25 protein-coding genes and 1 pseudogene are annotated in these 26,212 nt (G+C 72.0%); 11 read left to right on the top strand and 15 right to left on the bottom strand.

All coding sequences use genetic code 11. The features are described 5' to 3' along the window. Window positions 1-92 precede the first annotated feature (92 nt). Window positions 93-809 (bottom strand): annotated as a pseudogene (locus AQJ27_RS60775) (DMT family transporter); the annotation flags it as partial. A 112-nt stretch (window positions 810-921) separates the two neighbouring features. Next, a complete protein-coding gene (locus AQJ27_RS06545) occupies window positions 922-1,749 on the bottom strand; it encodes an AraC family transcriptional regulator (RefSeq protein ID WP_067363181.1) in 828 nt (275 codons plus the stop codon). Between the two features lie 111 nt (window positions 1,750-1,860). On the opposite strand from AQJ27_RS06545, the gene AQJ27_RS06540 reads away from it, so the two are divergent. After that, entirely contained in the window at window positions 1,861-2,628 is a 768-nt protein-coding gene (locus tag AQJ27_RS06540) for a MerR family transcriptional regulator (RefSeq protein WP_067363179.1), read from the top strand. After that, window positions 2,625-3,227: a hypothetical protein gene (locus AQJ27_RS06535; RefSeq protein WP_067363176.1), complete on the top strand. Its 603-nt coding sequence runs from the start codon at window positions 2,625-2,627 to the stop codon at window positions 3,225-3,227. Before AQJ27_RS06540 ends, AQJ27_RS06535 begins: the two co-directional genes overlap by 4 nt. Here the strand turns inward: AQJ27_RS06535 and AQJ27_RS06530 are convergent. Beyond that, a complete protein-coding gene (locus tag AQJ27_RS06530) occupies window positions 3,178-4,614 on the bottom strand; it encodes an RNB domain-containing ribonuclease (RefSeq protein WP_067363173.1) in 1,437 nt (478 codons plus the stop codon). The genes AQJ27_RS06535 and AQJ27_RS06530 overlap by 50 nt on opposite strands. 193 nt (window positions 4,615-4,807) lie before the next feature. On the opposite strand from AQJ27_RS06530, the gene yaaA reads away from it, so the two are divergent. Both yaaA and eda read left to right on the top strand, forming a co-directional pair. Continuing rightward, on the top strand, window positions 4,808-5,590 hold the full coding sequence (gene yaaA, locus AQJ27_RS06525) for a peroxide stress protein YaaA (protein WP_067363170.1): 783 nt from the start codon (window positions 4,808-4,810) through the stop codon (window positions 5,588-5,590). A gap of 146 nt (window positions 5,591-5,736) precedes the next feature. Next, window positions 5,737-6,387, top strand: a complete 651-nt coding sequence (eda, locus tag AQJ27_RS06520) for a bifunctional 4-hydroxy-2-oxoglutarate aldolase/2-dehydro-3-deoxy-phosphogluconate aldolase (RefSeq protein ID WP_067363167.1) — start codon at window positions 5,737-5,739, stop codon at window positions 6,385-6,387. On the opposite strand, the gene AQJ27_RS06515 is transcribed toward eda, so the two are convergent. Further along, entirely contained in the window at window positions 6,371-7,423 is a 1,053-nt protein-coding gene (locus AQJ27_RS06515; RefSeq protein WP_235613457.1) for a zinc-dependent alcohol dehydrogenase family protein, read from the bottom strand. The genes eda and AQJ27_RS06515 overlap by 17 nt on opposite strands. Window positions 7,424-7,501: 78 nt before the next feature. Here AQJ27_RS06515 and AQJ27_RS06510 point away from each other — a divergent pair, with 78 nt between their 5' ends. Continuing rightward, window positions 7,502-8,311 carry a helix-turn-helix domain-containing protein gene (locus AQJ27_RS06510; RefSeq protein WP_067363164.1) on the top strand — a complete coding sequence of 270 codons (810 nt, stop codon included), beginning with the start codon at window positions 7,502-7,504 and terminating at the stop codon, window positions 8,309-8,311. Between the two features lie 111 nt (window positions 8,312-8,422). Here AQJ27_RS06510 and AQJ27_RS06505 read toward each other — a convergent pair whose 3' ends face one another. Genes AQJ27_RS06505 through AQJ27_RS06495 form a run of 3 tightly spaced genes read right to left on the bottom strand, consistent with a single transcriptional unit; the run spans window position 8,423 to window position 11,301 of the window. Further along, a complete protein-coding gene (locus AQJ27_RS06505; protein WP_067363161.1) occupies window positions 8,423-9,691 on the bottom strand; it encodes a bifunctional RNase H/acid phosphatase in 1,269 nt (422 codons plus the stop codon). Window positions 9,692-9,703: 12 nt separating this feature from the next. Further along, complete coding sequence (locus AQJ27_RS06500; protein ID WP_067363159.1) at window positions 9,704-10,447, bottom strand: zinc ribbon domain-containing protein; 744 nt, start codon at window positions 10,445-10,447, stop codon at window positions 9,704-9,706. Next, window positions 10,444-11,301 carry a Nif3-like dinuclear metal center hexameric protein gene (locus AQJ27_RS06495; RefSeq protein ID WP_067363156.1) on the bottom strand — a complete coding sequence of 286 codons (858 nt, stop codon included), beginning with the start codon at window positions 11,299-11,301 and terminating at the stop codon, window positions 10,444-10,446. The genes AQJ27_RS06500 and AQJ27_RS06495 overlap by 4 nt, the downstream gene beginning before the upstream one ends. 255 nt (window positions 11,302-11,556) lie before the next feature. Between AQJ27_RS06495 and AQJ27_RS06490 the strand changes: the two genes are divergently transcribed. Beyond that, window positions 11,557-12,843, top strand: a complete 1,287-nt coding sequence (locus tag AQJ27_RS06490; RefSeq protein ID WP_235613459.1) for a hypothetical protein — start codon at window positions 11,557-11,559, stop codon at window positions 12,841-12,843. Window positions 12,844-12,905: 62 nt separating this feature from the next. Next, complete coding sequence (locus tag AQJ27_RS57260; protein ID WP_167552110.1) at window positions 12,906-13,073, top strand: hypothetical protein; 168 nt, start codon at window positions 12,906-12,908, stop codon at window positions 13,071-13,073. Between the two features lie 106 nt (window positions 13,074-13,179). Here the strand turns inward: AQJ27_RS57260 and AQJ27_RS06485 are convergent, their stop codons facing one another. From AQJ27_RS06485 to AQJ27_RS06475, 3 genes are all read right to left on the bottom strand, one after another. Continuing rightward, a complete protein-coding gene (locus AQJ27_RS06485; RefSeq protein ID WP_067363153.1) occupies window positions 13,180-14,118 on the bottom strand; it encodes a 3-oxoacyl-ACP reductase in 939 nt (312 codons plus the stop codon). A 71-nt stretch (window positions 14,119-14,189) separates the two neighbouring features. Beyond that, window positions 14,190-15,266 carry a Zn-dependent alcohol dehydrogenase gene (locus tag AQJ27_RS06480; protein ID WP_067363150.1) on the bottom strand — a complete coding sequence of 359 codons (1,077 nt, stop codon included), beginning with the start codon at window positions 15,264-15,266 and terminating at the stop codon, window positions 14,190-14,192. 45 nt (window positions 15,267-15,311) lie between these two features. Further along, window positions 15,312-16,169, bottom strand: coding sequence for a MaoC/PaaZ C-terminal domain-containing protein (locus tag AQJ27_RS06475; protein ID WP_067363147.1), 858 nt, complete (start codon window positions 16,167-16,169; stop codon window positions 15,312-15,314). Between the two features lie 254 nt (window positions 16,170-16,423). Between AQJ27_RS06475 and AQJ27_RS06470 the strand changes: the two genes are divergently transcribed. Genes AQJ27_RS06470 through AQJ27_RS06460 form a run of 3 tightly spaced genes read left to right on the top strand, consistent with a single transcriptional unit; the run spans window position 16,424 to window position 19,390 of the window. Then, window positions 16,424-17,335: an ABC transporter ATP-binding protein gene (locus AQJ27_RS06470; RefSeq protein ID WP_067363144.1), complete on the top strand. Its 912-nt coding sequence runs from the start codon at window positions 16,424-16,426 to the stop codon at window positions 17,333-17,335. A 25-nt stretch (window positions 17,336-17,360) separates the two neighbouring features. After that, a complete protein-coding gene (locus tag AQJ27_RS06465; protein ID WP_067363141.1) occupies window positions 17,361-18,080 on the top strand; it encodes an ABC transporter permease in 720 nt (239 codons plus the stop codon). A 29-nt stretch (window positions 18,081-18,109) separates the two neighbouring features. Beyond that, window positions 18,110-19,390 carry a sensor histidine kinase gene (locus tag AQJ27_RS06460; protein ID WP_067363138.1) on the top strand — a complete coding sequence of 427 codons (1,281 nt, stop codon included), beginning with the start codon at window positions 18,110-18,112 and terminating at the stop codon, window positions 19,388-19,390. On the opposite strand, the gene AQJ27_RS06455 is transcribed toward AQJ27_RS06460, so the two are convergent. Next, window positions 19,368-20,882: an alpha-L-arabinofuranosidase B gene (locus AQJ27_RS06455; protein ID WP_235613460.1), complete on the bottom strand. Its 1,515-nt coding sequence runs from the start codon at window positions 20,880-20,882 to the stop codon at window positions 19,368-19,370. The genes AQJ27_RS06460 and AQJ27_RS06455 overlap by 23 nt on opposite strands. A 326-nt stretch (window positions 20,883-21,208) precedes the next feature. Between AQJ27_RS06455 and AQJ27_RS06450 the strand changes: the two genes are divergently transcribed. Further along, entirely contained in the window at window positions 21,209-21,841 is a 633-nt protein-coding gene (locus AQJ27_RS06450; protein WP_067363136.1) for a response regulator transcription factor, read from the top strand. Window positions 21,842-21,882: 41 nt separating this feature from the next. Here AQJ27_RS06450 and AQJ27_RS06445 read toward each other — a convergent pair whose 3' ends face one another. The 4 genes from AQJ27_RS06445 to AQJ27_RS06430 form a co-directional block, all read right to left on the bottom strand. Further along, window positions 21,883-22,713 (bottom strand): hypothetical protein, encoded by an 831-nt coding sequence (locus AQJ27_RS06445; protein ID WP_201264263.1) that lies wholly within the window; start codon window positions 22,711-22,713, stop codon window positions 21,883-21,885. Next, entirely contained in the window at window positions 22,713-23,252 is a 540-nt protein-coding gene (locus AQJ27_RS06440; protein WP_054230928.1) for a SigE family RNA polymerase sigma factor, read from the bottom strand. The genes AQJ27_RS06445 and AQJ27_RS06440 overlap by 1 nt, the downstream gene beginning before the upstream one ends. Window positions 23,253-23,329: 77 nt before the next feature. Continuing rightward, window positions 23,330-24,757 carry an MFS transporter gene (locus tag AQJ27_RS06435; RefSeq protein WP_096239732.1) on the bottom strand — a complete coding sequence of 476 codons (1,428 nt, stop codon included), beginning with the start codon at window positions 24,755-24,757 and terminating at the stop codon, window positions 23,330-23,332. Between the two features lie 94 nt (window positions 24,758-24,851). Continuing rightward, window positions 24,852-26,045, bottom strand: a complete 1,194-nt coding sequence (locus AQJ27_RS06430; RefSeq protein ID WP_067363130.1) for a lipid-transfer protein — start codon at window positions 26,043-26,045, stop codon at window positions 24,852-24,854. Between the last annotated feature and the right edge of the window lie 167 nt (window positions 26,046-26,212).

The raw sequence follows: 26,212 nt of genomic DNA, 5'->3' as shown, positions 1-26,212 counted from the left end.
CCGGCCGCTGACGTCGCCTTCGCCGTCGCCGTCGCGAGCACAGAGCCGGCCAGGATGAGGGCGAAGGCCGCGAGGACGCCGGGGGTCAGGCTCTCGTCCAGGAAGGCGGCGCCCGCGGCGACCGCGACGGCCGGGTTGACGTACGTGATCACCATCGCCCGCGTCGGGCCCGCCTCCTTGATCAGTTCGAGGAAGGCCACGAAGGCGACCGCGGTGCAGATGACGCCGAGGCCGGCGAGGGAGGCCAGGACCTGCGGGGAGGGGGGCGAGGAGGGCCAGGTGGCGGCTGCCGCGGGGGCGTAGACCAGGGCCGCCAGGGTCAGGCAGGCGGCCGTGAGGTGGAGCGAGGGGACGTTCTTGAGGTGGCGGGCGACTATGACGGGGGCGGTCGCGTACCCGACCACCGTCAGCAGTACCTCGGCCAGTGAGCGGGCGTCGCCGCCGGTCAGGTGCGGGACGGTGAGGACCGCGACGCCGGACAGGCCGAGGGCCAGGCCGGTCATCCTGCGGGCGCCGAGGCGTTCGGTGTCGCCGAAGAGGCGGGCCGCGGCCACGCCCACGATCGGCACCCCGGCGATCAGCAGGCCCGCCGTGGAGCTGGACAGGTGGCGCTCGGCGTCCGTGAGGGTCCACCAAGGGATCATTATCTCGATGCACGCGAAGGCCAGCATCGGGCGCCAGTACGTTCGTACGGTCCGGGTAAGGCCCCCTTGGCGGATCGCGAAGGGGAGCAGCAACGCCGCGCCCACCGCGCAGCGCGTGAACACCACCGTCGACGGGGACACACCGTCCACCGCCACTTTGATCATCAGGTAGGGGATGCCCCAGACCACTCCCATCAGGGAGAACAGGAACCAGCCGCGTGCAGTCATGGGGGGAGTTTCGGCTGCCGTGCGGTCAGGTGTCTTGAACGCTGTTGCGCTACGCCGTCGGCGACACGCTCGTTCGGTACGCCGCCGGTGTCACCCCGAGCACCCTGCGGAACCAGCGCGTCAGGTGCGCCTGGTCCGCGAAGCCGACGAGCGGGGCGACCTCGGCGGGGCGCAGGCCGCTCTCCAGCAGGGCGCGGGCCCGGTTCACCCGGTACTGGGCCAGCCAGGCGTACGGCGGTATCCCCATCGTCGTACGGAAGGCGCGCAGGAGCTGGTAGCGGGACAGGCCCAGGTCGGTGGCGAGGGAGGCGAGTGACGGGGGTGCCTGGAGTTCGTCGGCGAGGCGGTCGCGTACGGCGTGGGCTATGTGGGCCGCTCCCGGGACCGTGTCACACGCCGGGCGGGCCGTGGAGTGGCGACGGGCGAGGGCGGCCAGCAGCCAGGGGAGGCGGGACTCGGTCTCCAGGGGATCGGGGCAGGCGCTCAGGTCCGTGTGGGCGGTGCGCAGGGCGGCGGCCAGTTCGGGGTCGTCGAGGACGGGGTCCCGGAAGTGCGGGGGGCTGCCCAGGATTCCCTCGGTGAGCAGGGAAGGCTCGGCGTACAGGGCCCGGTAGGCGTAGCCGTCGCAGGCGGCCGGGCCGCCGGTGTGCATCTCGCCCGGAGCCAGGACGACGATCGAGCCGGGGCCGGTGCGGATGCGGCCGCCCCGGTAGTCGATGATCTCGGAGCCGCCGACGCAGACTCCGATGGTGAACTCGGCGTGGGCGTGCGGCGCGTAGCGGTGCTGGTCGAAGTGTGCGGTCAGCAGGTCGAGGGGCGGGCCGTCACGGCCGACAGTGGCCCGGGTCCAGCGAGCCTCTTCACGTCCTGCCCCCATGGCCGCCTCCCCTGGTCTCGTCGAAGGTGCAACGCCGCCGGCCCGCGTTTCCATGCCGCCGGGGATCTCCTCGCTTGACCTTGCCGCAACGTCAACGTTTCTACTGAGGGCATGAGGATCGGAGAACTCGCCGTCACCGTCGGTGTCACCACGCGGACGGTACGGCATTACCACCATCTCGGACTGTTGCCGGAGCCCGAGCGGCGCCCCAACGGCTACCGGGACTACACGCTGCGGCACGCCGTCGTGCTCGCCCGGATCCGGCGGCTGACCGAGCTGGGACTGGGGCTCACCGAGGTGCGGGACGTGCTCGCGGACGACGCGGGGCGCGATCTCGCCGAGGTGCTCGAGGAGCTCGACGCCGATCTCGCCCGGCAGGAGGCGGCGATCCGGGAGCGGCGGGACCGGCTGCGCGCCCTGCTGGACCGGGAGGGGAACCTGCCCGCCGAGGGCCCCGTCTCTCCCGAACTGGCCGCGCTGCTCACGGGGATGGCGCACGGCCCCGAGTCCCCCATGGCCACCAGGGACCGCGAGGTGCTCGCTCTGATCGACACCGTGGCCTCGCCCGAGAGCCGGCAGCGGCTGATGGCGGCGCTGGGCAGCGCCTTCGAGACGCCCGCCGCCGTGGCACGGGCGCACGAGGTGTACGCGCTCCTCGACGCGCTCGCCGACGCCGACCCGGACGACCCGGCCGACCCGCGCGTGGACGAGGCGGCCCGGGCACTCGCCGACTGCCTGCCCGATTCCCTGCTCTCGGAGAACGACCTCGCTCCCGGCCTCGACGACAGCTTTCTGCGCGCCCTGTACGCCGACGTCGCCCCGGCCCAGGCGGAGGCGATCCGGCGCGCGATGCGGATGTTCACGGAGCGTGGGCGATGAGGATCGCGCGCGCACTCCTGCGGCATGAACTGCGCTTGTTCGCGAGCCTGTTGCTGTGGGTGACCCGGCGGACGCACGGCACGGGCGACGGCCGCCCCTTCGGATACGCGCGGGGCCTGGGCGCCATGATGGGGGGGCTCGCCTTCGTGTGCGTCGTCGAGACGGTCGGGATGGCGGTGCTGCTGCGCGGGTGGCCGGTCGTCCACGCGGTCGTCCTCGTCCTCGACGTCTACACCGTGCTGATGGTCGTCGGCATGTACGCGGCCTGCGTGACGCGGCCGCACATCCTCGACTCCACGCACCTGCGCGTGCGCGACCGCGCGCACGTGGACCTGCGGATCCCCCTGGCGGACATCGCGGTGGTACGCCGCGAGCTGCGCACCACGCACGAGGCCGCCGAGGGCGAACTGAACCTCGCCGTGGGCGCCCAGACCGACGTGACCATCGAACTGGCCGCCCCCGTACCGCACTTCACCTTCCTGGGCCGGGAGCGTCGGATCCGTCTCGTACGGCTGCACGCGGACGACCCCGACGAACTCGCACGGGCCCTCACGCGGGCGCGAAACGTACCTTCGCCGTCCCCAGGTCGGCCTGGGTGAGGCGGACCCGCAACCGCTCCCCCAGCGGCAGCGTCCCGGTACCGCCCTCGATGCGGGCGACGACTGCGGGTGACTCCAACTGGACGGTGCCGACCGTGGGTTGACGCTCCATCACGTCCACCACACATCCGTCGAAGATGTCCCCGACCCGGTCCTTGAGGAGCGCGGCCTCGACGATGTCGACGCACTCGCGTTCCACGGTGCCCGCGCGTCGGGAGCCCTCGGCCATCTCCTTGGGGAGCGTGTCGAGGGCGGTGAGGACCCAGTCGGGGGGTGGTTCGTCCGCGGCGGCGGCCAGGCAGAGTTCCGAGGCGTAGCGGTCGACGAGCCGGCGCAGGGGGGCCGTGCAGTGGGCGTAGGGCGCGGCCACGGCGGCGTGCGAGGTGACGTCGGGGAGGGCGCCGCCCCGGAACACCGTGTAGCCCGCGCCGCGCAGCAGCGTCGTGCACTCCTGGAGGAAGGCCGCGTGGCGCGGCAGGTGCGGGTCGAGGGAGCGGACGAGCCGCGCGTACGAGACGTGGTGCGGCCAGTCGATGTGCAGGGCCCTGGCCGTGCGGCGAAGGCGGCCGACCGCGCCGTCGGGGGCGGCGGGCAGCGTGCGCAGGACGCCGGTGCCGTGCGCGAGCATCAGGTCGGCCGCCGCCATCCCGGTGAGCAGGGAGATCTGCGCGTTCCAGGCGTCGGCGGGCAGCGGGGCGCGGTAGACGAGTTCGTACGTCCCGTCCGTCTCGACGATCTCCTGCTCGGGGACGTTGAGCGAGATCCCGCCGCGCTCCGCCTCCAGACGCTCGCGCAGCGTCCCGATCTCCTTGAGGAGGGCGAGCGGTTCCTCCGCCGTGCCGTCGTCGATCGACTTCTGTACGTGCGCGTAGTCGAGCTTGGCGCGGCTGCGGACGAGGGCCCGGCGTACGTCGACGCTCTCCGTGCGGCCGTCCGCGTCCAGGTCAAGCGTCCAGAGCACGGCCGGGCAGGTCTGGTCGGGCAGGAGGCTCGCGGTGCCTTCGGAGAGCCGGGTCGGATGGAGGGGGACCTTCTCGTCCGGGAAGTAGAGGGTCGTCACGCGGCGGTGCGCCTCGGTGTCCAGGGCGCCGCCGGGGGCGACGAAGGCGGCGACGTCGGCGATCGCGTACCGGACGCGGTAGCCGCGGCCGTTCTCGCGGCGGGACAGGTGCATCGCCTGGTCGAGGTCGGTGGATGTCGGCGGGTCGATGGTGAGGAAGGGGATGTCCGTCGCGTCGTGGGCCGGCAGGCGAGGTGGCCGGGCGGCCTCCTCCAGTACGCCGGGCGGGAAGCTCCCGGGCACACCGAGACCGGTCCGCAGGGCGGACAGGGCGGCCTGCAGAGGAGCCCCCGGTACGCAGGTGGCGCGGATGTGGCGGCACGGCATGGGTCGAGCGTAGGTCGCGTGCCTCTGGGCGGCACCCCGAGCGGGCGGACGTCCAGGCGGCGCCCGAACGGCCGGGCATACGGGGAGCACCCCGAGTGGACGGGCATACGAGCGGCGCCCCGAGCGCGTTCGGCGTCCGGGAGGACCCCTTAGGCTGGCGCCGGGCCACACCCACCGTTAGGAGAACACCACCGTGCTCGTGCTGCTGCCGCCTTCCGAGGGCAAGGCACCCTCCGGCCGGGGAACCGCGCTGAAGCTGGAGTCGCTGTCCCTGCCCGGGCTCACCGAGGCGCGTCGGGCGGTCCTCGACGAGCTGGCCGAGCTGTGCGCCGGCGACGAGGAGAAGGCCCGCGAGGTGCTCGGACTGAGCGAGGGCCTGCGCGGCGAGATCGCCAAGAACACGCAGCTGCGCACCTCGGGCGCGCGCCCGGCCGGGGAGATCTACACGGGGGTGCTGTACGACGCCTTGGACCTGGCCTCGCTGGACACGGCGGCCAAGCGGCGCGCGAGCCGCTCGCTGCTGGTCTTCTCCGGGCTGTGGGGCGCGGTCCGGGTGACGGACAGGATCCCGTCGTACCGCTGCTCGATGGGGGTGAAGCTGCCGGGGCTCGGAGCGCTGGGCGCGCACTGGCGTACGCCGATGGCCGCCGCGCTCCCCGAGGCGGCCGGCGACGGGCTGGTGCTCGACCTGCGGTCCTCGGCGTACACCGGTGCGTGGAAGCCGAGGGGCGAGGTGGCCGGGCGGACGGCGACGGTCCGGGTGCTGCACGCGCCCACCCGGAAGGTGGTCAGCCACTTCAACAAGGCGACGAAGGGGCGGATCGTACGGAGTCTGCTGGCGGCGGGCGCCGCGCCCGCCGATCCGGCGGAGCTGGTGGAGACCTTGCGGGACCTGGGGTACGAGGTGGAGGTGCAGGCGCCCGCGCGGGCGGGGACGGCCTGGGCGCTCGATGTGCTGGTGAACGAGGTGCACTAGAGCTGAACGGGGTGCGCTGGAGCTGAACGGGGTGCGCTGGAGCTGAACGAGGTGCGCTGGAGCGGCCCGGGTGCACCAGGGCCGGAGGCGTTGCAGCATATGCAACGCTCTTTGCGCATGTTGCAGAGCGCGGGCACGATGAGCCCATGAGCTCACCGCTGCCCTCGGTTCCCGCCGTCTCCGTGCTGGATCTCGCCCCCGTGGTTCCCGTCGTCGTGGTGAACGAGGTCGCGGACGCCGTACCCCTGGCCACGGCACTCGTAGCGGGTGGGCTGCCCGCGATTGAGGTGACCCTGCGGACGCCGTGCGCGCTCGACGCCATCCGGGCGATCGCGGACGGGGTGCCGGGCGCGGTGGTCGGCGCGGGCACCGTCATCACGCCCGGGCAGGTGACGGAGTGCGTGGCCGCGGGCGCCCGCTTCCTGGTCAGTCCCGGCTGGACCGACGTACTGCTCGACGCCATGAAGGCGTCCGGGGTGCCGTTCCTGCCGGGGGTGTCCACGACCTCGGAGGTGGTGGCGCTGCTGGAGCGCGGGGTGCGGGAGATGAAGTTCTTCCCGGCGCAGGCGGCGGGCGGCACGGCGTACCTCAGGTCGCTCGCCGGACCGCTGCCGCAGGCCAGGTTCTGCCCGACGGGCGGTATCGGCCCCACCTACGCGCCGGACTATCTCGCCCTCCCCAACGTCGGCTGCGTGGGCGGGACGTGGATGCTTCCCGAGGACGCGATCGCCGCGAAGGACTGGGCGCGCGTGGAGAGCCTGGCGCGCGAGGCGGCCGCGCTCAGGCCACGCGGATGACGACCTTGCCGAAGGCCACGCCGGACTCGTAGTGGCGGAACGCCTCGTGGACCTCGTCGAAGCCGAAGACCCGGTCGACGACCGGGCGGGTGCCGTGCAGGGCGAGGGCGCGGTTCATGGACTCGAAGTGGGTCCGGCTGCCGACGAAGAGCCGCCGCATCGTCACCAGGCTCGACGCGAGCGCGTCCGTCGTGATCTCCAAGGAGGCCTTGCGCGGGCTGTTGGCGCTGACCAGGACGATCCTGCCGTAGAGCGCCGAGGCGCGGACCGACTGCTCGATCGTCTCCGGGCCCACGGTCTCGACGACGAGGTCCGCGCCGCGCCCGCCCGTGAGGTCGCGGACCGTCTGTCCCCACGCGGGGTGGTCGGCGTACCGCACGATGTGGTCGGCGCCCAGGGCCTTGAGTCGCTCGGCCTTCTCCGGGCTCGATGTCGTGGCGACGACCTCGGCGCCCAGCATCTTCGCGAACTGCACGGCGAACAGCGAGAGCGCGCCCGTGCCGAGTGTCAGCACCGTCTCGCCGGGGACCACCGCGTCACCGCCCGTCAGCGCGTGCCAGGCCGTGACGCCCGCGCAGGGCAGGCAGGCGGCCTCCTCCCAGCCGAGGTGCTCGGGCACCCGCACCGCCGCGTTCTCGTCGAGGCGCGCGTACTCGGTGAGCATGCCGGGCAGGGTGGCGCCGGGCTGGTCGATCAGCGCGGGCGTGATCCGGCCGTCGATCCACTTCGGGAAGTACGTGCTCGCCACCCGGTCCCCGACCGCGAACCGGGTCACCTCCGCGCCCACCGCGACGACTTCGCCCGCTCCGTCACTCAGCGGGATCACGTCCGGCACGGCCTTCAGCGGATAGGTGCCGTTCAGGATCAGCAGATCGCGCTTGTTGAGGGAGACGGCGCGGACCCGGACGAGGATGTCGCGGGGGCCGGGCTCGGGGCGGTCCGTCTCGCGCGCGGCGATGCCGTCGACGGTGCCGGGCGTTTCGAGGTGGTAGGCGCGCATGTCGGCTCCCTGGGTGTGCTCCGTGGATGCGTCCATGCTGCTCGGACGGGGTACGCCGCTCAATTCCCCGTGAGGTATGGCGGGACTGTCGTACCCGTGACGTACAACTGAGCCATGACCATCAGCACCGCCGCCTCGGTGACCGAACCCCCGCCCTTCGCCCGGGAGCTGCTGCGCTGGCGCACCGCGCGCCGGGTCAGTCAGCTGGAGCTCGCCTCACGGGCGGGGACGACCCAGCGGTACGTCAGTTTCATCGAGCGCGGACGGTCGGTGCCCGGCAGGGAGATCGTGATCCGGCTCGCCGAGTCGCTCGGCCTGACGCTGCGGGAGCGCAACTCGCTGCTGCTGGCGGCCGGTTACGCGCCCGCGTTCGCGGAGTCACCGCTCGACGCGGTCGCGCTGAAGCCCGTACGGGAGGCGTTGGACAGCATTCTCGAAGGGCATCTGCCGTATCCGGCGGTGGTGGCGGGGCCGCGGGGTGAACTCGTCGCGGCGAACGAGGCGTTCGACGTGCTCACCGAGGGCGCGGACCCCGCGCTGCTCGCGCCGCCCGTCAATGTGCTGCGGCTCGCGCTGCATCCGCGCGGGATGGGCGCGCGGGTGGTGAACCTGGACGCGTGGGGGCAGCACATCGTGGAGAACCTGCGGGCCCGTGCCGTGCGCAGCCCCGATCCCCGACTCGGCTCCCTGGCCGAGGAGTTGGCGGACTACGTACCGGCGAGTGAGCCCGGCGCCGACTATCTCGGTTTCGCCGTGCCGCTGCGACTGCGGTGTGCGGAGGGCGAGTTGAGGCTGCTCACCACGCTGACGTCGTTCGCGACCGCGGTCGACGTGACGCTCGCCGAGCTCCACCTGGAGGCGTTCCTGCCGGCGGACCGGGAGACCGCCGAGATCCTGCGGACCCGGGCCGCCCGGCGCGGGTGACCTCCGGGTCCAGGTCGCTCGGCGCGGGTGACCTCCGGGTCCAGGTCGCTCAGCGCAGGTGGCCTCCCGGTCCAGGTCGCTCAGCGCAGGTGGCCTCCCGGTCCAGGTCGCTCAGCGCAGGTGAGAGGTGTCGTTGAAGAGGCGCAGGCTGGCGTTGCCATCCGCGTAGTACGCCACCGCCGACAGGGAGGCCGCGGACAGCTCCATCCGGTACAGGGACTCCGGCGGGGCACCGATCGCGAGCCGAACGAGGCTCTTGATCGGGGTGACATGGCTGACGAGGAGGACGGTGCGGCCCGCGTAGGAGGCGATGAGCTTGTCGCGGGTGGTGGCGATACGGCGGGCGGTCGCCGCGAAGCTCTCGCCGCCGCCGGTCGGTTCGGCCTTCGGGGAGGCGAGCCAGGTCTTCAGGTCGTCGGGGTAGCGTTCCTGCACCTCGCCGAAGGTGAGGCCTTCCCACGCGCCGAAGTCCGTCTCGCGCAGGCCGTCCTCGATGGCGACGTCCAGTCCCAGGCGGGCGGCGACGGCGGCGGCGGTCTGGCGGGTACGGGTGAGTGGCGACGCCACGATCGCCTGGACGGTGCCGCGTGCGGCCAGCGCGGCGGCGACGCGCTCGGCCTGTTCCCGGCCCACGTCCGAGAGCGACGGGTCGGTGCCGCCACTGCCGGAGAAGCGCTTCTGGGGGGTGAGCAGGGTCTCGCCGTGGCGCAGGAGCACGAAGGTGGTGGGGGCGCCCATGTCGGGGGCCGAGCCCCAGCCGGTCGACGGTGCCGGGGTGGCCACGTTGTGCGCGGCCCGTGCGTCGTCTTCGGACTTCGCGGCTTCGCCGCGGGGTGACGGGGTGGAGACGGAAGTCGTGGAAGTGCGGGCCGCGTGTGGCTGGTCGCGCAGTTCCCCGCGCCCCTTTCGGGGCGCTGCAGAACCCGGCGTCAGCAGTTCCGCCGTCGATTCCGACGGAGACCACTGCTCGCCCCGCTTGCCCGCGTCCATCGCCTCGTTGGCCAGTCGGTCCGCGTGCTTGTTCTGTTCGCGCGGCATCCACTCGTAGGTGATCCGGTCGGACGGGAAGACGCGGGCCGCCTCCGCGGCCAGGGGCTTCATGTCCGGGTGCTTGATCTTCCAGCGGCCGGACAGCTGCTCGACGACGAGCTTGGAGTCCATCCGGACCCGGACGCGCGCGGCCGGGTCCAGTTCGTGGGCGGCGCGCAGGCCCGCCACCAGGCCCCGGTACTCGGCGACGTTGTTGGTGGCGATGCCGATGTACTCGGCACGCTCCGCCAGTGTCTCCCCGGTGGCCGCGTCGATGACCACGGCCCCGTACCCCGCGGGTCCCGGGTTGCCCCGGGAACCGCCGTCCGCCTCGACGATGAACTCCCGCACGCCCCGCGCCCCTTACAGACCGGACTCGGACGTACGCACCAGGATGCGGCGGCAGTTCTCGCAGCGCAGCACGGTGTCCGGGGAGGCCGCCTTCACGTCGTTGACCTCCGTGATGTTGAGCTCCAGACGGCAGCCCTCGCAACGGCGCTGGAAGAGCCGCGCGGCGCCGACGCCGCCCTGCTGCTGGCGCAGCTTGTCGTAGAGCTTCAGCAGGTCGGCGGGGACGGAGGCCGAGACGACCTCGCGCTCCTTCGTCACCGAGGCGGTCTCGCCGTCGAGGGACTCGAAGGCGGCGTCCCGGCGGCCGGTCGCGTCGTCGATCTTCGACTGCACGGAGGAGGTCCGCTCGGTCAGCTCGGCGACCCGCTCCTGCGCGGACTCGCGGCGCTCCATGACCTCGAGGACGACGTCCTCCAGGTCACCCTGCCGCTTGGCGAGGGAGGTGATCTCGCGCTGGAGGTTCTCCAGGTCCTTGGGGGAGGTGACGGCGCCGGAGTCCAGGCGCTGCTGGTCGCGGTTGGCACGCTGGCGCACCTGGTCCACGTCCTGCTCGGCCTTGGTCTGCTCGCGGGCGCAGTCGCTCTCCTCGGTCTGCGCGGCGACGAGCAGGTCGCGCAGCTGAGTGAGGTCCTTGTTCAGCGACTCGATCTCGGCGTGCTCGGGAAGGGACCTCCGCTTGTGCGCGAGCTGCTGCAGGCGTACGTCGAGGGCCTGGACGTCGAGAAGTCGGATCTGGTCGGCAGGCGCGGCGTTCAGTTGGGGGCTCCCATTGCGTTAGGTGTTTCGGTGGACGCCGCGTGGGCGGTCCAGGGGTCGGTGACCGTCTTGGAGACGTGGACCCGCAGGCCCCATCCCTTGCGGTCGGAGATCTCGTCGAGCTGGGCGGCGGCCAGCTCGCACCAGGGCCACTCGGTGGCCCAGTGCGCCGCGTCGAGCAGCGCGAGAGGACTGTGGGCGCGGGCCTCCGACGCCGGGTGGTGGCGCAGGTCCGCGGTGAGGAAGGCGTCGACGCCCGCGGCGCGCACGTCGTCGAAGAGGCTGTCGCCGGAGCCGCCGCTGACCGCGACGGTCCGTACGAGGGCCTCGGGGTCACCGGCGACGCGGATGCCCTGCGCGGTGGCGGGCAGTCGCCCGGCGGCGCGCGCGGCGAGTTCACGAACGGTCAGCGGGTGGTCCAGCTCACAGACGCGGCCGAGGCCGCGGCGGCCCTCGGGGTCGGTGGGGTCCGGTACGAGCGGCCGTACGACCCGGAGGTCGAGCGCCCCGGCGAGGGCGTCGCTGACTCCCGGGTCGGCGCGGTCGGCGTTGGTGTGGGCGACATGCAGCGCGATGTCGTTCTTGATGAGGGTGTGCACGACCCGGCCCTTGAAGGTGTCGGCCGCGACCGTCGTCGTCCCGCGCAGATAGAGCGGATGGTGGGTGACCAGCAGGTTCGCGCCCAGCTTCACCGCTTCGTCGACGATTTCCCGCACGGGGTCGACGGCGAACAGGACGCGGGTGATCTCCTGGTCGGGCTCGCCGCACACGGTGCCGACCGCGTCCCATCCCTCGGCCCTCTCGGGGGGCCAGAGGGTGTCGAGCGCGGCGATGACTTCAGACAGACGGGGCACGGGGAAAGGCTACCTGGCTCGGGCCGGTGCCCCACCGGTCGCGGACCGGTCCCGGGGTGCGCGACCAGGGATCCCGGCGGCGGGCGGCCCTCGGCGATCCGGGCCTCATCCCCTTCTCCCCGCACCGTTCAGCACACGCGTCCCCGTTCCCTCAGGCGAATCGCGGGACGGCCACCCTTATGTGTGAAGCGCCCGCCCGCCGGTCCCACGTCTGTGCGTGCGAAAACTAGCTTCGTCGCCGGAGGTGACCGAACGATGACGGCCTGTGCCACCGAGCCTGCGGCGGAACCCGGGGACGAGCGGGCCACTCGCCCCACGGATGCGACCGCCCACCCCGCGGACGCGACCGCCCGCCCCATGGATGTGATCGCCCGCCCCACCTGTGTGATCGCCGCGGACGGAACCTACGCGGCCCGCCTCGCCCTCGACGGCGAGTGCTGGTTCCCGGAGCGCTGGACGCTGGACGGCCCCGAGCCCTACGCCGTACCGCTGCCGTCCCACCAGCCGGAGGAGCCCGGCACCGAGGTGATGCCGATGTCCGACGGGCGGGTGCTGATCCACCGCGTCGCGGACGGGCGGCACACGTTCTCGCTGCTGTACCCGACCGGGCCCGGCACCGGGGAGCTGCTCCTCGGCGCGGTGGAGTGCCACGACGAGGACACCCGGCTGTGGCTGCTGCCGCCCGCGCCGGACGGGGAGCACGCGTACGCCCTCACCGCGGGCCGTGACTCCACGGCGGTGTGGCTGGTGGCGGGCGGGGCGTTCGGGCCCGAGCACCTGGCCGAGGTGCCGGGCCGCTGTTCGGGCGGGGTCTGGCTGGACGGCACGGGGCGCCTGCTGGCCCTGGACCGCCGCCTGGACGGCCGCACCAAGACGGTGGTCGTCGACCTGGGGCGCGGCGGTGAAGTAACGCCACTGCTGCAGATCGCCGAGGACAGCGACGACCGGCTGCTGCTCGCGGACGCCGACAGCGGACTGCTGCTGGTCCGCTCCGACGCGCCGTCCCCGGGCCACGACCGCCTCGGCTGGGGCGTCCTCGGCAGCACCCTGCCGATCCGCTTCCCCGACTGTCTGCGCGCCACCGACTGCACGGTGACGCCGTTCGCTATCCAGCCGGGGCAGGTACTGACGCCGGAGCGCTGCGCGGTGGCCCTGTGCATCGACGGCCCGGCCGGCAGCTGGGTGGGCGTGTGGCGGCCGGTCGAGCGCCAGGTCCACCATCTCGCGGCCCCGGAGGGCTGGTTGGCGGGCGCGGGCCTGTGGACCAGGGAAGGGGTCCTCCAACTGCCGTACACGACGGGGTCGGTGCCGTGCGGGGTGACGAAGGTGACGGCGCCCGCCGCGGTGGTGACGGCGGAGGCACCCGCTCCGCCGGAACGGCCCGCGGCGCGCCCGGTCCCCCTCCAACAGGCACCGCTGGGCGGACAGTCCCCCGTGAAGAGGCGGCCCCTTTCCGCCCGTCCGACGCCGGAGGACGAGGCCTTCCGGGCGGAAGGGGAGCCTGGGGGCGAGAACAGGTCACCCGCTCCCGTTCCCGCCTGAGCGACCGGTTAGAATCCCCCGGCTGCAAAGAAGGATCTTGTTGACGGGGTGAACACTTCCACATGAGCGAAACCAGCACCATGGAACCGCCGGCCACCGACGCCCACGAGGCGACGGTCCAGGACGAAGGCCACGGCAAGCACCGCGGCCCGGTCTCCGGCCGGGACGACGAGGCGACCCCCCACGGCCGCCACCGCAAGCCGTCCGACCAGCAGAACCCATCGGCCTGACGGTAAGCAGAACCAGCGATACGGCCCCGCTCGCGCTCGGCGCGAGCGGGGCCGTTCCGTGTGGGGCTCCCTGTCCCGGCCCGCACACCCGCCCCTGTCGGGCGGGCTAGGCGTGCTTGAGTCCCAGTACCTCCGCCGCCGCGAACGTCTCCCCCGCCGGCCGCTCCGCGTAGTACGGGCCGAGCAGTGCGTCGAGTTCGTCGTAGGTGAAGGCGTCCTGTTTGGTGTCGAACTTGGCTGCCACCCGCGGCCGTTCGACGACCGCGACCATGCCGCCGTGCACGACGAGCAGCTGTCCGTTGACGTGCGCGGCGGCGGGTGAGGCCAGGTAGCCGACGAGGGGCGCGACATGTTCGGGGGCGAGGGGGTCGAGGCCCTGCTCGGGCACCTCGAACCCGTGGAACACGTCCTCGGTCATCCGGGTCCGGGCGCGCGGGCAGATGACGTTCGCCGTCACGCCGTACTTCGCGAGCGCCAGCGCGGTCGAGGTCGTCAGCCCGACGATGCCGCCCTTGGCCGCGGCGTAGTTGGGCTGCCCCGCCGAGCCCGCGAGGAACGCCTCCGAGGAGGTGTTCACGATCCGCCCGTACACCGGCCCGTCCGCCGCCTTGGACCGCGCCCGCCAGTGCACGGAGGCGAAGTGGGTGGTGTTGAAGTGCCCCTTCAGATGCACGCGGATGACGGAGTCCCACTCGTCCTCGGACATCGAGAAGACCATCCGGTCGCGCAGGATGCCCGCGTTGTTGACGAGGATGTCCAGCTTTCCGAACTCGCCGGTCGCCAGGTCGACCAGCTCGCGGGCCCGTTCGCGGTCGGAGACGTCCCCGGTGTGGGCGAGGGCGTGGCCGCCCGCGGCGCGGATCTCGGCGGCGACCTCCTCGGCGGGGGTGGCCGAGGCCGCGCCGGAGCCGTCCCGCCCGGGCTGCCCGTAGTCGTTGACGACGACGGCGGCACCCAGGCGGGCCAGTTCCAGCGCTTCGGTCCGGCCGAGCCCGCGCCCCGCGCCGGTGACGATCGCGGCGAGCCCTTCAAGTGGCAGTGGCATCGAAGTCCTCAGCAATCGTGGCGGCGGTCGTGGGGGCGATCGTGGGGGTCAGGTGGCAGCGGCCGTGGGGGTCAGATCTCGATGCACGTACGCAGCGCGGTTCCCGTCCGCATCTGGTCCAGGGCCTCGTTGATCCCGGACAGCGGCACCCGGTGGGTGATCAGGCTCTCCAGGTCGATGCGGCCCGCGCGCCACAGGGCGATCGTCCGCTCGTAGGACCGCAGGACGTCTCCGCCGCCGTACATGGACGGCAGGATCCGCTTCTCGTCGAAGAACAGCTCGAACATGTTGAGCTGCAGGAAGTCGTCCATGGCGCCCGCGCCGACGATGACGAGGGTGCCGCCGCGGCGGGTGTTCTCGTAGGCGGTGCGGGCGGTGGCGGAGCGGCCGACGACCTCGAAGACGTAGTCGAAGCCCTCGCCGCCGGTCACCGACTGCTTCGCGCCGGGGAGTTCGTCGGGCGAGACCGCCTTCGTCGCGCCGAACCGCAGCGCGGCCTCCCGGCGCGAGGCGACCGGGTCGACGGCGACGATCTCGGCGGCGCCCTTGAGGCGCGCGCCCTGGATCGCGGAGATGCCGACGCCCCCGCAGCCGATCACGGCGACCGAGGAACCGGCCGTCACGTCCGCGGTGTTGAGGGCGGCGCCGAGGCCGGTCGTCACTCCGCAGCCGATGAGGGCCGCGATGTCGAAGGGCACGTCGTCCGGGATCGGCACGGCGGAGCCCGCGTCGACCACGACCTCCTCGGTGAAGGTGCCGGTACCGGCGAAGCCGAAGACGTCTTGGCCGGGGCGCCTGAAGTTGGGCGTGCCTGCGTTCATGAATCCGGCCAGGCACAGCTGGCTCTGGCCGCGCTTGCAGGCGGGACAGACGCCGCAGGCGGGCAGCCAGCAGACGACGACCCGGTCGCCGGGCTTGAGGTGGGTGACGCCCTCGCCGACCTCGACGATCTCCCCGGCGCCCTCGTGGCCGGGTACGAACGGCGCGGGCTGCGGCAGTACGCCGCTCATCGCGGACAGGTCGGAGTGGCACAGGCCGGTGGCCCGTACCCGGATCCGCACCTTGCCCGGCCCGAAGCCCACCGCCTCGATGTCGTCGAGGACTTCCAGCTTGTCCTGGCCTATCTCGTGCTGTACGGCTGCGCGCATGGTGCGGCTCCCCTCGACAACGGGCTGATCACTGACGGGCTGAGCTCAGGAGTGCGTGACGACGGTGTCGGCGAGGACCGGCGCGTCCTCCCGCTCGGCGGCGCTCACGGCCACCCGGACGCTGCCTTCCCGCCGCCACATACGGATGCGCAGGGTCTCCCCCGGGTACACGACCCCGGCGAAGCGCGTGGTGTACGAGCGGACGCGCGCCACGTCCCCGCCGAGCAGCGTGTCGACGACCGCCTTGAGCGTCATCCCGTACGTGCACAGCCCGTGCAGGATCGGCCGGTCGAACCCGGCGAGCTTGGCGAACTCGGGGTCGGCGTGCAGCGGGTTCCAGTCGCCGGAGAGCCGGTAGAGCAGCGCCTGCTCCTCGCGGATCGGGCGCTCGACGGTCCGGTCCGGCGCACCGGCGGGCTCCTCGAGGCGGGTGGAGGGGCCGCGGTCGCCGCCCCAGCCGCCCTCTCCCCGTACGAAGATCTGGGCGTCGTTCGTCCACAACGGTCCCTCGGCGTCGGCGACCTCGGTGCGCATGACCAGGACGGCAGCCTTGCCCTTGTCGTACACGGCGGCGATCCGCCCGGTGGCCTGGGCCTTGCCCTCGACGGGGATCGGGCGGTGCAGTGCGATGGTCTGGCCGCCGTGCAGGACGCGGGCGAGGTCGACGTCAACGCCGGGCATGGACAGGCCGCTGATCACTCCGGGGGAACCGGCGCCCGCGACGGTGGCGAAGCTCGGCAGGACGTGCAGCTTCGATTCGAGGGTGTAGCGCAGTTCGTCGGGATCCGTCGCCGGGACGCCCGCTCCGAGGCCGAGGTGGTAGAGCTGGACGTCCTTGCGGTCCCAGGTGATCTCACCGCTGCGGGGTTCCGCGGCGAGGGCCTTGGCGGCGTCGATGGGCATGGGGCTCCTGATCAGTAGCGCGAAAGACCTCGGTGCGGCCGTCCGCACCGTCGGCCGCACCGAGGTCGACACTGGCCGATCTAGAACGCGTTCCAGTCCGGCGACCCTTGTATAGCCCAGCACTCGGCAGTTGTGAAGGCTCCTGACGCCCTGTCAGGTCAATGGTCCGTTCGCCCGGCCGTGACATTTGTCCTGCCGGAGTCCGTACAAGCGCATCTGCCGGGCGAGGGCCGCGGGTTCGTACCGTCTCAGGCATGACACAGACAGGTGGGACAGAGCGCGCCGTGTCCTTCACGGGGGCGGTCAAGGCGTTCGGCACGGTGCGCGCCGTGGACGGGGTGGATCTGGAGATCGGCCGCGGCGAGACGGTGGCGCTGCTGGGGCGCAACGGTGCGGGGAAGTCGACCACGATCTCCCTGCTGCTCGGTCTGGACGAGCCGGACGAGGGGACGGTCGCGCTCTTCGGCGGCCCCCCGTCGGCGGCGGTGCGCGCCGGGCGGGTCGGCGCGATGCTTCAGGAGACCCGGCCGGTGCCCCGTGTGACCGTCCGTGAGCTGGTCTCCTTCGTCGCGGGCCGCTATCCCGCGCCGCTCCCGGTCGCCGACGCGCTGGAGCTCGCGGGGATCGCGGATCTGGCCGGGCGGCGCGTCGACCGGCTCTCCGGCGGACAGGCGCAGCGGGTGCGGTTCGCGATGGCGCTCGCCGGGAACCCCGACCTGATCGTGCTCGACGAGCCGACCGCCGCGCTGGACGTGGAGGCGCGGCGCGCGTTCTGGGACTCGATGCGGTCCTATGCGCGGCGTGGCCACACCGTCCTGTTCTCCACGCACTACCTGGAGGAGGCCGACGCGCACGCCGACCGGATCCTCGTCATCGACCACGGCCGGCTCGTCGCCGACGGGACCGGCGAGCAGCTCAAGCGGTCGGTGGGCGGCAACCTGGTCGCCTTCGACCTCGCGGGCCGGGGCACCGAGGGGCTGACCCTGCTGCCCGGGGTGGTGTCGGTGGAGGTGCGCGGGGACCGGGCCCTGCTGCGCACGGACGACTCGGACGCGACGGTGCTCGCGCTGGCCGAGCTCGGCGCGATCCGCGGCCTGGAGGTCGTCCCCGCGTCCCTGGACGACGCGTTCATGGCGCTCACCTCGCATGTTCTGGAGACGGTGTGATGCTCGACTACCTGGAGACGGTGTGATGCTGGACTATCTGCGCCTCGAAGTGCGCCGGACGCTACGCGACGCCGGCTTCGTCATCGGCGGTATCGCGATGCCCGTGATGATGTACCTCCTGTTCACCAACCTCGGTGGCGCCAGTGACGGCGGCTGGAAGACCGGCTCGATGATCGGCATGGCCGCGTACGGGGCGGTGGGCTCGGCCCTGAACACCGGCGGCGGGGTCGCCGAGGACAAGGGGATCGGCTGGCTGCGGCAGCTGCGGGTGACCCCGATGACCCCGCGCGAGGTGGTGCTCGGGCGGACGCTGACCGGCTCGGTGACCGTGCTGCCCGCGATCGCCGCGGTGCTGGCGGCGGGCGGCCTGGTCAACGGCGTACGGCTGGAGGTCTGGCAGTGGGCCGCGGTCGCGGTGCTGCTGTGGCTCGGCTCGATACCCTTCACCCTGCTCGGCCTCGGCAACGGCTACCGGCTCACCGCGCAGACGACCGGCGTCGCGAACATGGTGTGCAACCTGGGGCTCTCGGTGGTCGGCGGTCTGTGGTTCCCGCTCGCGCTCTTCCCGGGCTGGCTCCGGTCCTTGTCCGGCTTCACCCCCACGAACCGCATCGCCCAGCTCGGCGCGTCCGTCGCCGGAGGCGACGCACCGGCGCTCGGTGCGGTGGCGGTTCTCACGGCTTGGCTACTGGCCTTCGGTTCGTACGCTGTGGTCTCGTACCGCAGGGCCGCGCGGACCATCTGAAGCGGAACGTCCGAAGGGGGAGCGGGGACATGTCCTGGATACGAGAGGTCACCTGCCAGGTGAAGGAGTGGCGGGCGGCGCGGACGCGCTGGCGGGCCGACATGGAACGCTTCAAGGCCGAGCAGCGGGCCGCCCGCAAGAGCGGCGGGAAGATGCCCGAGAACCCGGGCCCGCCGCCCACCGGCTTCGCGCTGCTGCCGTGGCTGCTGATGGGGATGGGCTCCTTCTCCAACCTCCTCCAGGGCAAGACCGCCAACCCCTGGATCGGCGGCCTGGGTCTGTTCACCTTCAACTCCCTCTATATCTACGTGACGTTCCGCTCCTTCGTGAAGGAGGCCCGCGAGGCCCGCTCCACCAAGGTGGCGCTCGTCCTGATGGGCCTGGTCACCTGTGGGCTGGCCCTCGGGTACGGCGGCAGCTGGCTGTACTTCTTCCCGCTCCTCGGCCTGGCCACCGGCGCGGTGCTGCGGGGCCCGCGGCTCGGTCAGATCGGTCTCGGCCTGACCGCGCTCGCGGCGGTGGTCTCCTTCGTCCGCGCGGGCTGGGACGCGGTGAACGTCGCGTACGGCACCTTCCTGTCCACCATGGTGACGGCCGCGATCCTCTCCCTCTCCGAGGCGGTACGGGAGCTGCGCGCCGCCCGTGAGGAGCTGGCCCGCCGTGCCGTGGAGAAGGAACGCCTGCGCTTCTCCCGCGACCTGCACGACCTGCTCGGCCACACGCTCTCCGTCATCGTGGTGAAGTCGGAGGCGGCCCGCCGGCTGGCCCCGCGCGACCTGGACGCGGCCCTCACGCAGATCACGGACATCGAGTCCGTGGGCCGGCAGGCGCTGACCGAGATCCGCGAGGCGGTGACCGGCTACCGCGAGGGCAGCCTCACCACGGAACTGGACCGGGCCCGCTCCGCCCTGTCCGCGGCGAGCGTCGACCCCGTGGTCCGCCAGTCCGGCGCCCCGCTGACCCCGCAGAACGAGGCCCTGCTGGGCTGGGTCGTCCGGGAGGCGGTGACGAACGTCGTACGGCACAGCGGCGCGACCCGCTGCGAGATCACCGTCGCGGGCGTACTCGGCGGCCATGTCCGCCTGACCGTCACGGACGACGGCGTCGGCACGGGCGCCTCCGCGACCGGTCCCGCCGAGGGCATCGGCGGCACCGGTCTGAAGGGCCTGACGGAACGCCTCGCGGCGGCGGGCGGGTCGCTCAGGGCCGGCCCGTCGCCGCGCGGCGGCTTCACGGTCACCGCCGAACTCCCGGTGGAGGCGGCGGACCTGGCGTCCTCTTCGGTGGCTACGGCGCCCAGGGAGCCGTGACCGCCCAACTCACGTCGTCCGTCCACGAGGTGGCGCTGTCGAAGGTGTTCGAGCCGCCGTCACTCGCTATGTAGACGTTGTAGTTGTAGTGCCGGAGGTATCTCGTCGGGTAGTTGTACGACGCGAACGAGGTCCCCGTCCCGCTCTTGCCGGTCCCGGCGCAGAACGTGGCGTCCTGTCTGAACTGCGTGGTGCCGAACATGGGTTGCCGGTAGAGCTGGAAGTTGTAGTGGCGCAGGAAGTCGCCCGGGTAGTTCCGTGACTCGAAGGAATAGCAGGAGCTGTCGGCGAGGCCCCTGCGGACGATCCAGGTGGCGTCGCTCTTGTCGAGCGTCGAACTGCTCGACGTGATGGCCGAGATGACCGCCGCGTTGTTCTGGTGGCGGATGTAGTCGGTCGTGCAGCACGAGGTGGTCGCGCGCAGCGAGATCTCCGACCCGGCCGTCAGCGAGCCGGTGCTGCCGGTCGCACCGCCGTAGCCGACGGAGACGATGTTGGCCTGGACGGAGTCGTCGGCGGCGTCCGTCGGGATGCCCGAGGTCATGACGCCCTCGAAGAAGGACCCGATGGAGCCGTTGCTGTTGTCGCCGCCGGTGCCCAGGACGATCGCGCCCTCCTGATGCATGGGCGAGTAACCGCTGGTGGTGGGTTCACCCCCGGAATAAGTGGTCGTGAGGCCGCCCGATTGGGCGTTTCCGTATTTCAGCGCGAAATGGTCCTGACCGTTGTTCTTCAGCAAAGCGGTCACGAACGGCATCGACCCGGTGCCGGTGTTCGACGTGTTCTTGCTGTAGCCGGAGTCCGACTGGAACAGGCCGTTCTCCAGGTCGGCCTGCACCCAGGGGCCCTGGCCGTAACAGGGCGAGAACCAGCACTCGGTGCCGAAGTTGATCGCGTCCATGTGGCCGTTTCCGGTGTCCTTGTTGTTGGTCTCGGCGTTGCCGTAGTCGAAGCAGCAGCTGCCGTTCACATGGGTGCCGGAGGTCACCATGTACATCCCCTCGGCCGCCCCGTCGGTGGCCACACCCGAGGTGGAGTTGTCCCGGTAGCCCATGCCGGCCGAGATCTCCAGGCCGTAGACCTGGTGGCCGCCGACGGTCACCGGCAGCGCGTCCGCCGGCGCCCCGACGTCGGCCGCGCCCGCCCCGCCCGCGCCCTCGACGGTGAGGTCGTTGTGGCGCGCGGACTGGTCGTAGATCTTGGTGATGATGCAGGTGGTACCGGAGCAGAAGGAGTCCTGTGCCGCCGCGTTCGCGTACCCGCCGGCCGCCAGGAGACCGATGTTCGCGGTGGCGCTGTCGGAGGCGCGCTGCACCTGGTAGAGCGAGCCGTTGTACGACGAGTAGAGCGCTCTGACGAGGCTGTGCGCGGCGACACAGGGCGTGCCCGCGGCGGCGTAGACGTCACAGGGCAGCGATCCCGCGGCGGTGGCCGCCGGGGTGCCGACGGCGAGCGCGACGACGGCCGCCAGCACCGACAGCACGGCCAGCACGGCGCTTCTCGGGCGCGACGATCCTGGTAACACAATGCACCTCTTCCGTTCCTGGTAGGACAGTGCGGGTATCCGGTCGAAATACCGGACATCGTTCGATCGAAATACCGAACCATTCCCGGTCGAAATGTCGAACGTTTGCGAATATCGGCTCGGCACAGGAACGGCAAAGGCGATCGCGGAATGTCGAGGTGATTGTTTGCCCGGAGTCAAGGGCCGTCAAGACGCGCGGAGTCGAACCATGGAGAGTTTTTAATGACCGGCGAAGTGCGCACCACGACGGGTCACGCGCCTTCCCCCGCCTTACGCTTGGCCCCGTGAACGAGATGCCCCGGGACCACCGGCCCACGAAGTCCGTGCGTGTCCTGCTTGCCGAGGATCAGGGAATGATGCGGGGCGCGCTCGCCCTGTTGCTGGGGATGGAGCCGGACATCGAGGTCGTCGCCCAGGTCGCGGCGGGCGACGCCATCGTGGACGCGGCGCTGACGCACCGCCCGGACGTGGCCCTGTTGGACATCGAGCTGCCCGGGATGAGCGGCCTGGACGCCGCCGCCGTACTGCGCGAAGAGGCGCCGGACTGCCGGGTGTTGATCCTCACCACCTTCGGCCGTCCCGGGTATCTGCGGCGCGCGATGGAGGCGGGCGCCGCCGGGTTCCTGGTCAAGGACGGCCCCGTGGAGGACCTGGCCGAGGCGATCCGGCGGGTGCTGACCGGTGAGACGGTCATCGACCCGGCGCTCGCCGCCGCCGCGTTGAGCGCCGGACCCAATCCGCTCACCGCCCGTGAGTGCGACGTCCTGAAGGCCTCGGTGGACGGCGCCACCGTCGCCGACATCGCCTCCAAGCTCCACCTCTCCGAGTCGACCGTCCGCAACTACCTCTCCTCCGCGATCGGCAAGACGAGCACCCGCAACCGCATGGAGGCGATGCGGGAGGCCCGCCAACAGGGCTGGCTGTAGCCCCTCCTTTCTCCGGCCGGCCCATCTCCGGCCGGCTCACATCAGCCCGTCACCTTCACCGACTTGTAGCTCGTGCCCTCCGGGGCCACGCACACGAACCAGTTCGGCTGGGAGCCCTTGACAGGGCGGATGTACGGCTTGAAGTCCGGGCCGAAGCCGGCGCCCTCGGGCGCGCGCGGGACCTCGGTCGTCGTGCCGTCGTTCCACGTGCAGGTGACATGCCGGGCGGTCGGGGCGACGTCGCCGATCACGAGCCGGTTGGGTGCGCCGGGCTGGACGGACTCACTGGACGGCATGCGGATCGCACCCGACTCGAACTCCGCGCCCGACAGGGTGTCGCCCTTCTCGAACTGGCCGGTCATCACCATCGACGTCCGGTCGCCCACCCTCGCGTGCACGAAGTACCAGGCGTTGCCGATCAGCTTCTCGGCATCTCGCGCTCCCATCGGCGTCCCGCCGTCATCTTCCATGGCGGTCCACTGGCGCTGTGCCTCCGCACCGTCCTTCGGCGCCCCCCACACGTCGATGGTCACCTCCCAGTCATTGCCGCCGCCGTACCCCTTCCCCAGCGTGGTCCGCTGCGGCTCGTACACATGGCGCTCCTCGCCGGTGGGCGGCCGCGTCGCCGCCGGCGCGACCTTCTGCGCGTCGCCGCCCGTCACCCCGGCCAGCGCCAGCGTCCCCGTCGAACCGGCGATCACCAGCGCCGCCGCTGCCGCCAGTGCCCAGCGGCGGGCCTTGCGGCGGCGGCCACCGCGCACCACCGCCTGGTAGGGGGCTATGCCGATCTCCGCCTCGTCCGCGGCGTCGGCCAGCAGGAGGGCGATGTCCCTGTGTGTCATGTCGTGGTTCGTCTCCCGGTCCGCGCTCATCACTTCCGCCCTCCGTGCGTCACCATGTCCGCCAGGCCCGGTATGGCGCGCAGCTTCGCGATCCCCTTCGCCGCGTTGCTCTTCACCGCGCCCACCGAACAGCCCATCGCCTCCGCCGCCTGGCTCTCGCTCAGGTCCTCCCAGTACCGCAGGACCACCGCCTCGCGCTGGCGCGGCGGCAGTTGGACGAGCGCCGTCAGCAGGGCGCTGCGGTCGTCGGCCTGGGCGATGCGGTCACCTTGGTCGGGCAGCTCGTGCGTGAGCCCCGAGTCGTCCTTCGGCGCCAGGAACTCCTTGAGCCTTCTGCGGTGTTTCCGGGCATGCGCGTTGATCATCACGCGCCGTACATAGGCCTCCGGGTCGTCGGCCGCGCCGACCCTGCGCCAGGCCACATAGACCTGCTCCAGCGTCGTCTGGACCAGGTCCTCGGCGGCGTGCTGCTCCCCCGTAAGGAGAAATGCCGTACGCATCAACCGCGGCCAGCGGCCGATGACAAAGCGCTGGAACTCCTCGTCCCGAGCCTGCTTCCGATCCCCCATGGGCACCTCCTAGATGTACAAAGGAGTCCACGAGCACCGGATTCCGTTGCCTCGGCGGCAGGAGATCTTCGGCGGCCTCAGCGAGCGGAGATCTTCGAGGGCAGCCACAGCAGCATCAGCACCGCCCCGCCGAGCAGTACGTACCCGCCCGTACGGAAGACCAGCGCGTATCCCTCCGTCAGCGCCTGGGCCGACGAGCCGCTCCCCGTACGCGAGGCCGCGATGGTCGACATGACGGCAAGTCCGAGTGAACCACCCATCGTGCGCGAGGTGTTGACCAGCCCGGACACCAGACCGGCGTCCCCCGGCGCCGCGCCCGAGGTAGCGAGCGAGGCGAGCGGGGTGGCGGCCAGCCCCGCGCCCGCCATCATCAGGATCCCGGGGAACATGATCGCCGTCAGGTAGGAGCCGTCGGCCGTCATCGTCGACTGCCAGCCGAAGCCCGCCGCGGCGAGCAGCGACCCGATGACGGCGACGTTGCGCGCCCCGACCACCGGCATGAGCCGCGGTGCGAGCTTCGAGCCGAGGATCACCGCGAGCGAGCTCGGCACGAGCGCGAACCCGGCGCCCAGCGGCGAGTAGCCGAGCACGTTCTGCGCGTACAGCGTCATGAAGAACCACATGCAGAACATCGCGGAGCCGCACACGAACATGGCCGCGTTCGCCGACGCCACCGCCCGCACACCGAGCAGGCGCAGCGGCATCAGCGGCACCCGCGTCCGCGCCTCGACCAGGAGGAACAGGCCGATCAGCGCGAGCCCGGCACACAGCGGTACGAGGGTCGCGGCCGCCGCCCACCCCTCCGCCTCGGTCTGCACGATCCCGTACGCGAGGGTCGCGAGCCCCGCCGTCACCAGCAGCGCGCCCGGCAGATCGAGCCGCCGCCCGTCCCCGGCCCGGCTCTCCACGAGCCACCGTGCGGCGCCCGCCAGCACCACCGCGCCCACCGGCACGTTGATCAGCAGCACCCACCGCCACGACAGCCCGTCCACCAGCAGCCCGCCGACCAGACCCCCGGCCGCCCCGCCCCCGGCGCCGACCGCCGTCCAGGTCGCGATGGCCCGTGCGCGGGCGGCACCCTCCGGGACCGCCGAGGTGAGGATCGTCAGCGTCGAGGGCGCGAGCACCGCCGCTCCGAGCCCCTGCGCGGCCCGCGCGACCAGCAGCTGCCAGCCCGCCTGGGCGAGCCCGCCGCCCAGCGAGGCCACCGTGAACAGCGCGAGCCCGACCAGGAACATCCGCTTGCGCCCGTACAGATCACCGGCCCGCCCGCCGAGCAGCATGAACCCGGCGAAGGCGATCGCGTACGCGTTGACCACCCACTGCAGGCCCGGCGCGCTCAGCCCCAGGTCGGTCCGCATGGACGGCAGCGCCACGTTCACGACGGACACGTCGAGCACCACGAGGAACTGTCCGGCGCAGGCGAGCGCCACCACCAGCCAGGTGGGCGGCGCGACGCGAGCTGATATTCGGGTGTCTTCCGCGGCTCGAAGCATGAGTGTCATGCTCTCAACCGCCCTACGGTCCTTGCATCGGGATTTCGCCGCACTCGCCCTGGGCCACAGGACCTAGGCCCGGCCGCGTCGGTCGGGCGGTGACTCAGCCCGCCGCCCGCAGCAGGGTGACCACCGCCGCCCCGCCAAGCCCGATGTTGTGGGCGAGCCCGACCCGTGCGCCCGGTACCTGCCGGGGTCCCGCCTCGCCCCTCAACTGCCACACCAGCTCGGCCACTTGGGCGATCCCGGTCGCCCCCAGCGGATGCCCCTTGGAGATCAGCCCGCCGGACGGGTTCACGACCCACCGCCCGCCGTACGTCGTGGCCCCCGACTCGACGAGCTTGCCGGACTCCCCCTCCTCGCACATCCCGAGCGCCTCGTAGGTCAGCAGCTCGTTGATGGAGAAGCAGTCGTGCAGTTCCACGACGTCCACGTCGTCGATGCCGAGTCCCGACCGTTCGTACACCTGGCGCGCGGCCTCCCGCGACATCGGCTGTCCGACGACGTCGACGCAGGAGCCGGACGCGAAGGACTCGTCGGTGTCGGTGGTCATGGCCTGCGCGACGATCTCGACGGCCCGGTGCGCCGGCTCGTGCCGCTCCAGGAACCGTTCGGACACCACGACCGCGGCGGCGGCCCCGTCCGAGGTGGGCGAGCACTGGAGTTTCGTCAGCGGCCGGTGCACGACCCGGGCGGCGAGGATCTCGTCGACCCCGTACACGTCCTGGAACTGGGCGTACGGGTTGTTCGCCGAGTGGCGGTGGTTCTTGGCGCCGACGGCGGCGAGCTGTGCCTCGGTGGTGCCGTACTTCTCCATGTGCTCGCGCGCCGCGTCGCCGAAGATCTGCGCGGTGGGCGGGGACATCTCGAAGCCGTGCCGGGCGGCCATGACGCCGTAGTGGCGGGCCACCGGGGACGTCGAGAAGTCTCCCCCGTCCGCACCGCCGCCCAGCGCCCCGCGTTTCATCTTCTCGAAGCCCAGCGCGAGTACGCAGTCCGCGATCCCGCCCTCGACGAACTGGCGGGCCAGCATCAGCGCGCTCGATCCGGTGGCGCAGTTGTTGTTGACGTTGTAGACGGGGACGCCGGTCAGGCCGAGTTCGTACGCGGCGCGCTGGCCGGCGGTCGAGGGCTGGAAACAGTAGCCGACAGGAACCTGTTCCACCTCGGCGTACGTGATCCCGGCGTCCGCGAGCGCGGCACTCCCCGCCTCCCGCGCCATGTCCCAGTACTGCCAATCACGGGTCTCGGGCTTCTCGAACCTGGTCATCCCGACCCCGGCGACGTAGGCCTTCATGGCGCGCAGACTAGAACACGTTTCATTTACCCGCCAGGTCTGACGCCGGGTCAGTTCTTCATGGGAAGGTCAAGATTTTGTTAGTACGCCGAAGCATCGGAATAGTTGCCCGGGCGCACCTGGTTCGACATGCACGTATCCCGCACGCGCTCCCGCACGGATCGCCC

The sequence above is a fragment of the Streptomyces olivochromogenes genome, from assembly GCF_001514115.1.
Taxonomy (GTDB): Bacteria; Actinomycetota; Actinomycetes; order Streptomycetales; family Streptomycetaceae; genus Streptomyces; species Streptomyces olivochromogenes.
Note: the sequence above shows the minus strand (reverse complement) of the source record. Positions and strands in the feature narration are given on the sequence as shown.

Bases quoted from the DNA above. Each gene is read 5' to 3' on its own strand.
- AQJ27_RS06545 (WP_067363181.1), bottom strand. From the start codon at position 1,749: ATGGGGGCAGGACGTGAAGAGGCTCGCTGGACCCGGGCCACTGTCGGC.
- AQJ27_RS06540 (WP_067363179.1), top strand. From the start codon at position 1,861: ATGAGGATCGGAGAACTCGCCGTCACCGTCGGTGTCACCACGCGGACG.
- AQJ27_RS06535 (WP_067363176.1), top strand. From the start codon at position 2,625: ATGAGGATCGCGCGCGCACTCCTGCGGCATGAACTGCGCTTGTTCGCG.
- AQJ27_RS06530 (WP_067363173.1), bottom strand. From the start codon at position 4,614: ATGCCGTGCCGCCACATCCGCGCCACCTGCGTACCGGGGGCTCCTCTG.
- eda (WP_067363167.1), top strand. From the start codon at position 5,737: ATGAGCTCACCGCTGCCCTCGGTTCCCGCCGTCTCCGTGCTGGATCTC.
- AQJ27_RS06515 (WP_235613457.1), bottom strand. From the start codon at position 7,423: ATGGACGCATCCACGGAGCACACCCAGGGAGCCGACATGCGCGCCTAC.
- AQJ27_RS06510 (WP_067363164.1), top strand. From the start codon at position 7,502: ATGACCATCAGCACCGCCGCCTCGGTGACCGAACCCCCGCCCTTCGCC.
- AQJ27_RS06490 (WP_235613459.1), top strand. From the start codon at position 11,557: ATGACGGCCTGTGCCACCGAGCCTGCGGCGGAACCCGGGGACGAGCGG.
- AQJ27_RS57260 (WP_167552110.1), top strand. From the start codon at position 12,906: ATGAGCGAAACCAGCACCATGGAACCGCCGGCCACCGACGCCCACGAG.
- AQJ27_RS06485 (WP_067363153.1), bottom strand. From the start codon at position 14,118: ATGCCACTGCCACTTGAAGGGCTCGCCGCGATCGTCACCGGCGCGGGG.
- AQJ27_RS06480 (WP_067363150.1), bottom strand. From the start codon at position 15,266: ATGCGCGCAGCCGTACAGCACGAGATAGGCCAGGACAAGCTGGAAGTC.
- AQJ27_RS06475 (WP_067363147.1), bottom strand. From the start codon at position 16,169: ATGCCCATCGACGCCGCCAAGGCCCTCGCCGCGGAACCCCGCAGCGGT.
- AQJ27_RS06470 (WP_067363144.1), top strand. From the start codon at position 16,424: ATGACACAGACAGGTGGGACAGAGCGCGCCGTGTCCTTCACGGGGGCG.
- AQJ27_RS06465 (WP_067363141.1), top strand. From the start codon at position 17,361: ATGCTGGACTATCTGCGCCTCGAAGTGCGCCGGACGCTACGCGACGCC.
- AQJ27_RS06460 (WP_067363138.1), top strand. From the start codon at position 18,110: ATGTCCTGGATACGAGAGGTCACCTGCCAGGTGAAGGAGTGGCGGGCG.
- AQJ27_RS06450 (WP_067363136.1), top strand. From the start codon at position 21,209: ATGCCCCGGGACCACCGGCCCACGAAGTCCGTGCGTGTCCTGCTTGCC.
- AQJ27_RS06445 (WP_201264263.1), bottom strand. From the start codon at position 22,713: ATGAGCGCGGACCGGGAGACGAACCACGACATGACACACAGGGACATC.
- AQJ27_RS06440 (WP_054230928.1), bottom strand. From the start codon at position 23,252: ATGGGGGATCGGAAGCAGGCTCGGGACGAGGAGTTCCAGCGCTTTGTC.
- AQJ27_RS06435 (WP_096239732.1), bottom strand. From the start codon at position 24,757: ATGACACTCATGCTTCGAGCCGCGGAAGACACCCGAATATCAGCTCGC.
- AQJ27_RS06430 (WP_067363130.1), bottom strand. From the start codon at position 26,045: ATGAAGGCCTACGTCGCCGGGGTCGGGATGACCAGGTTCGAGAAGCCC.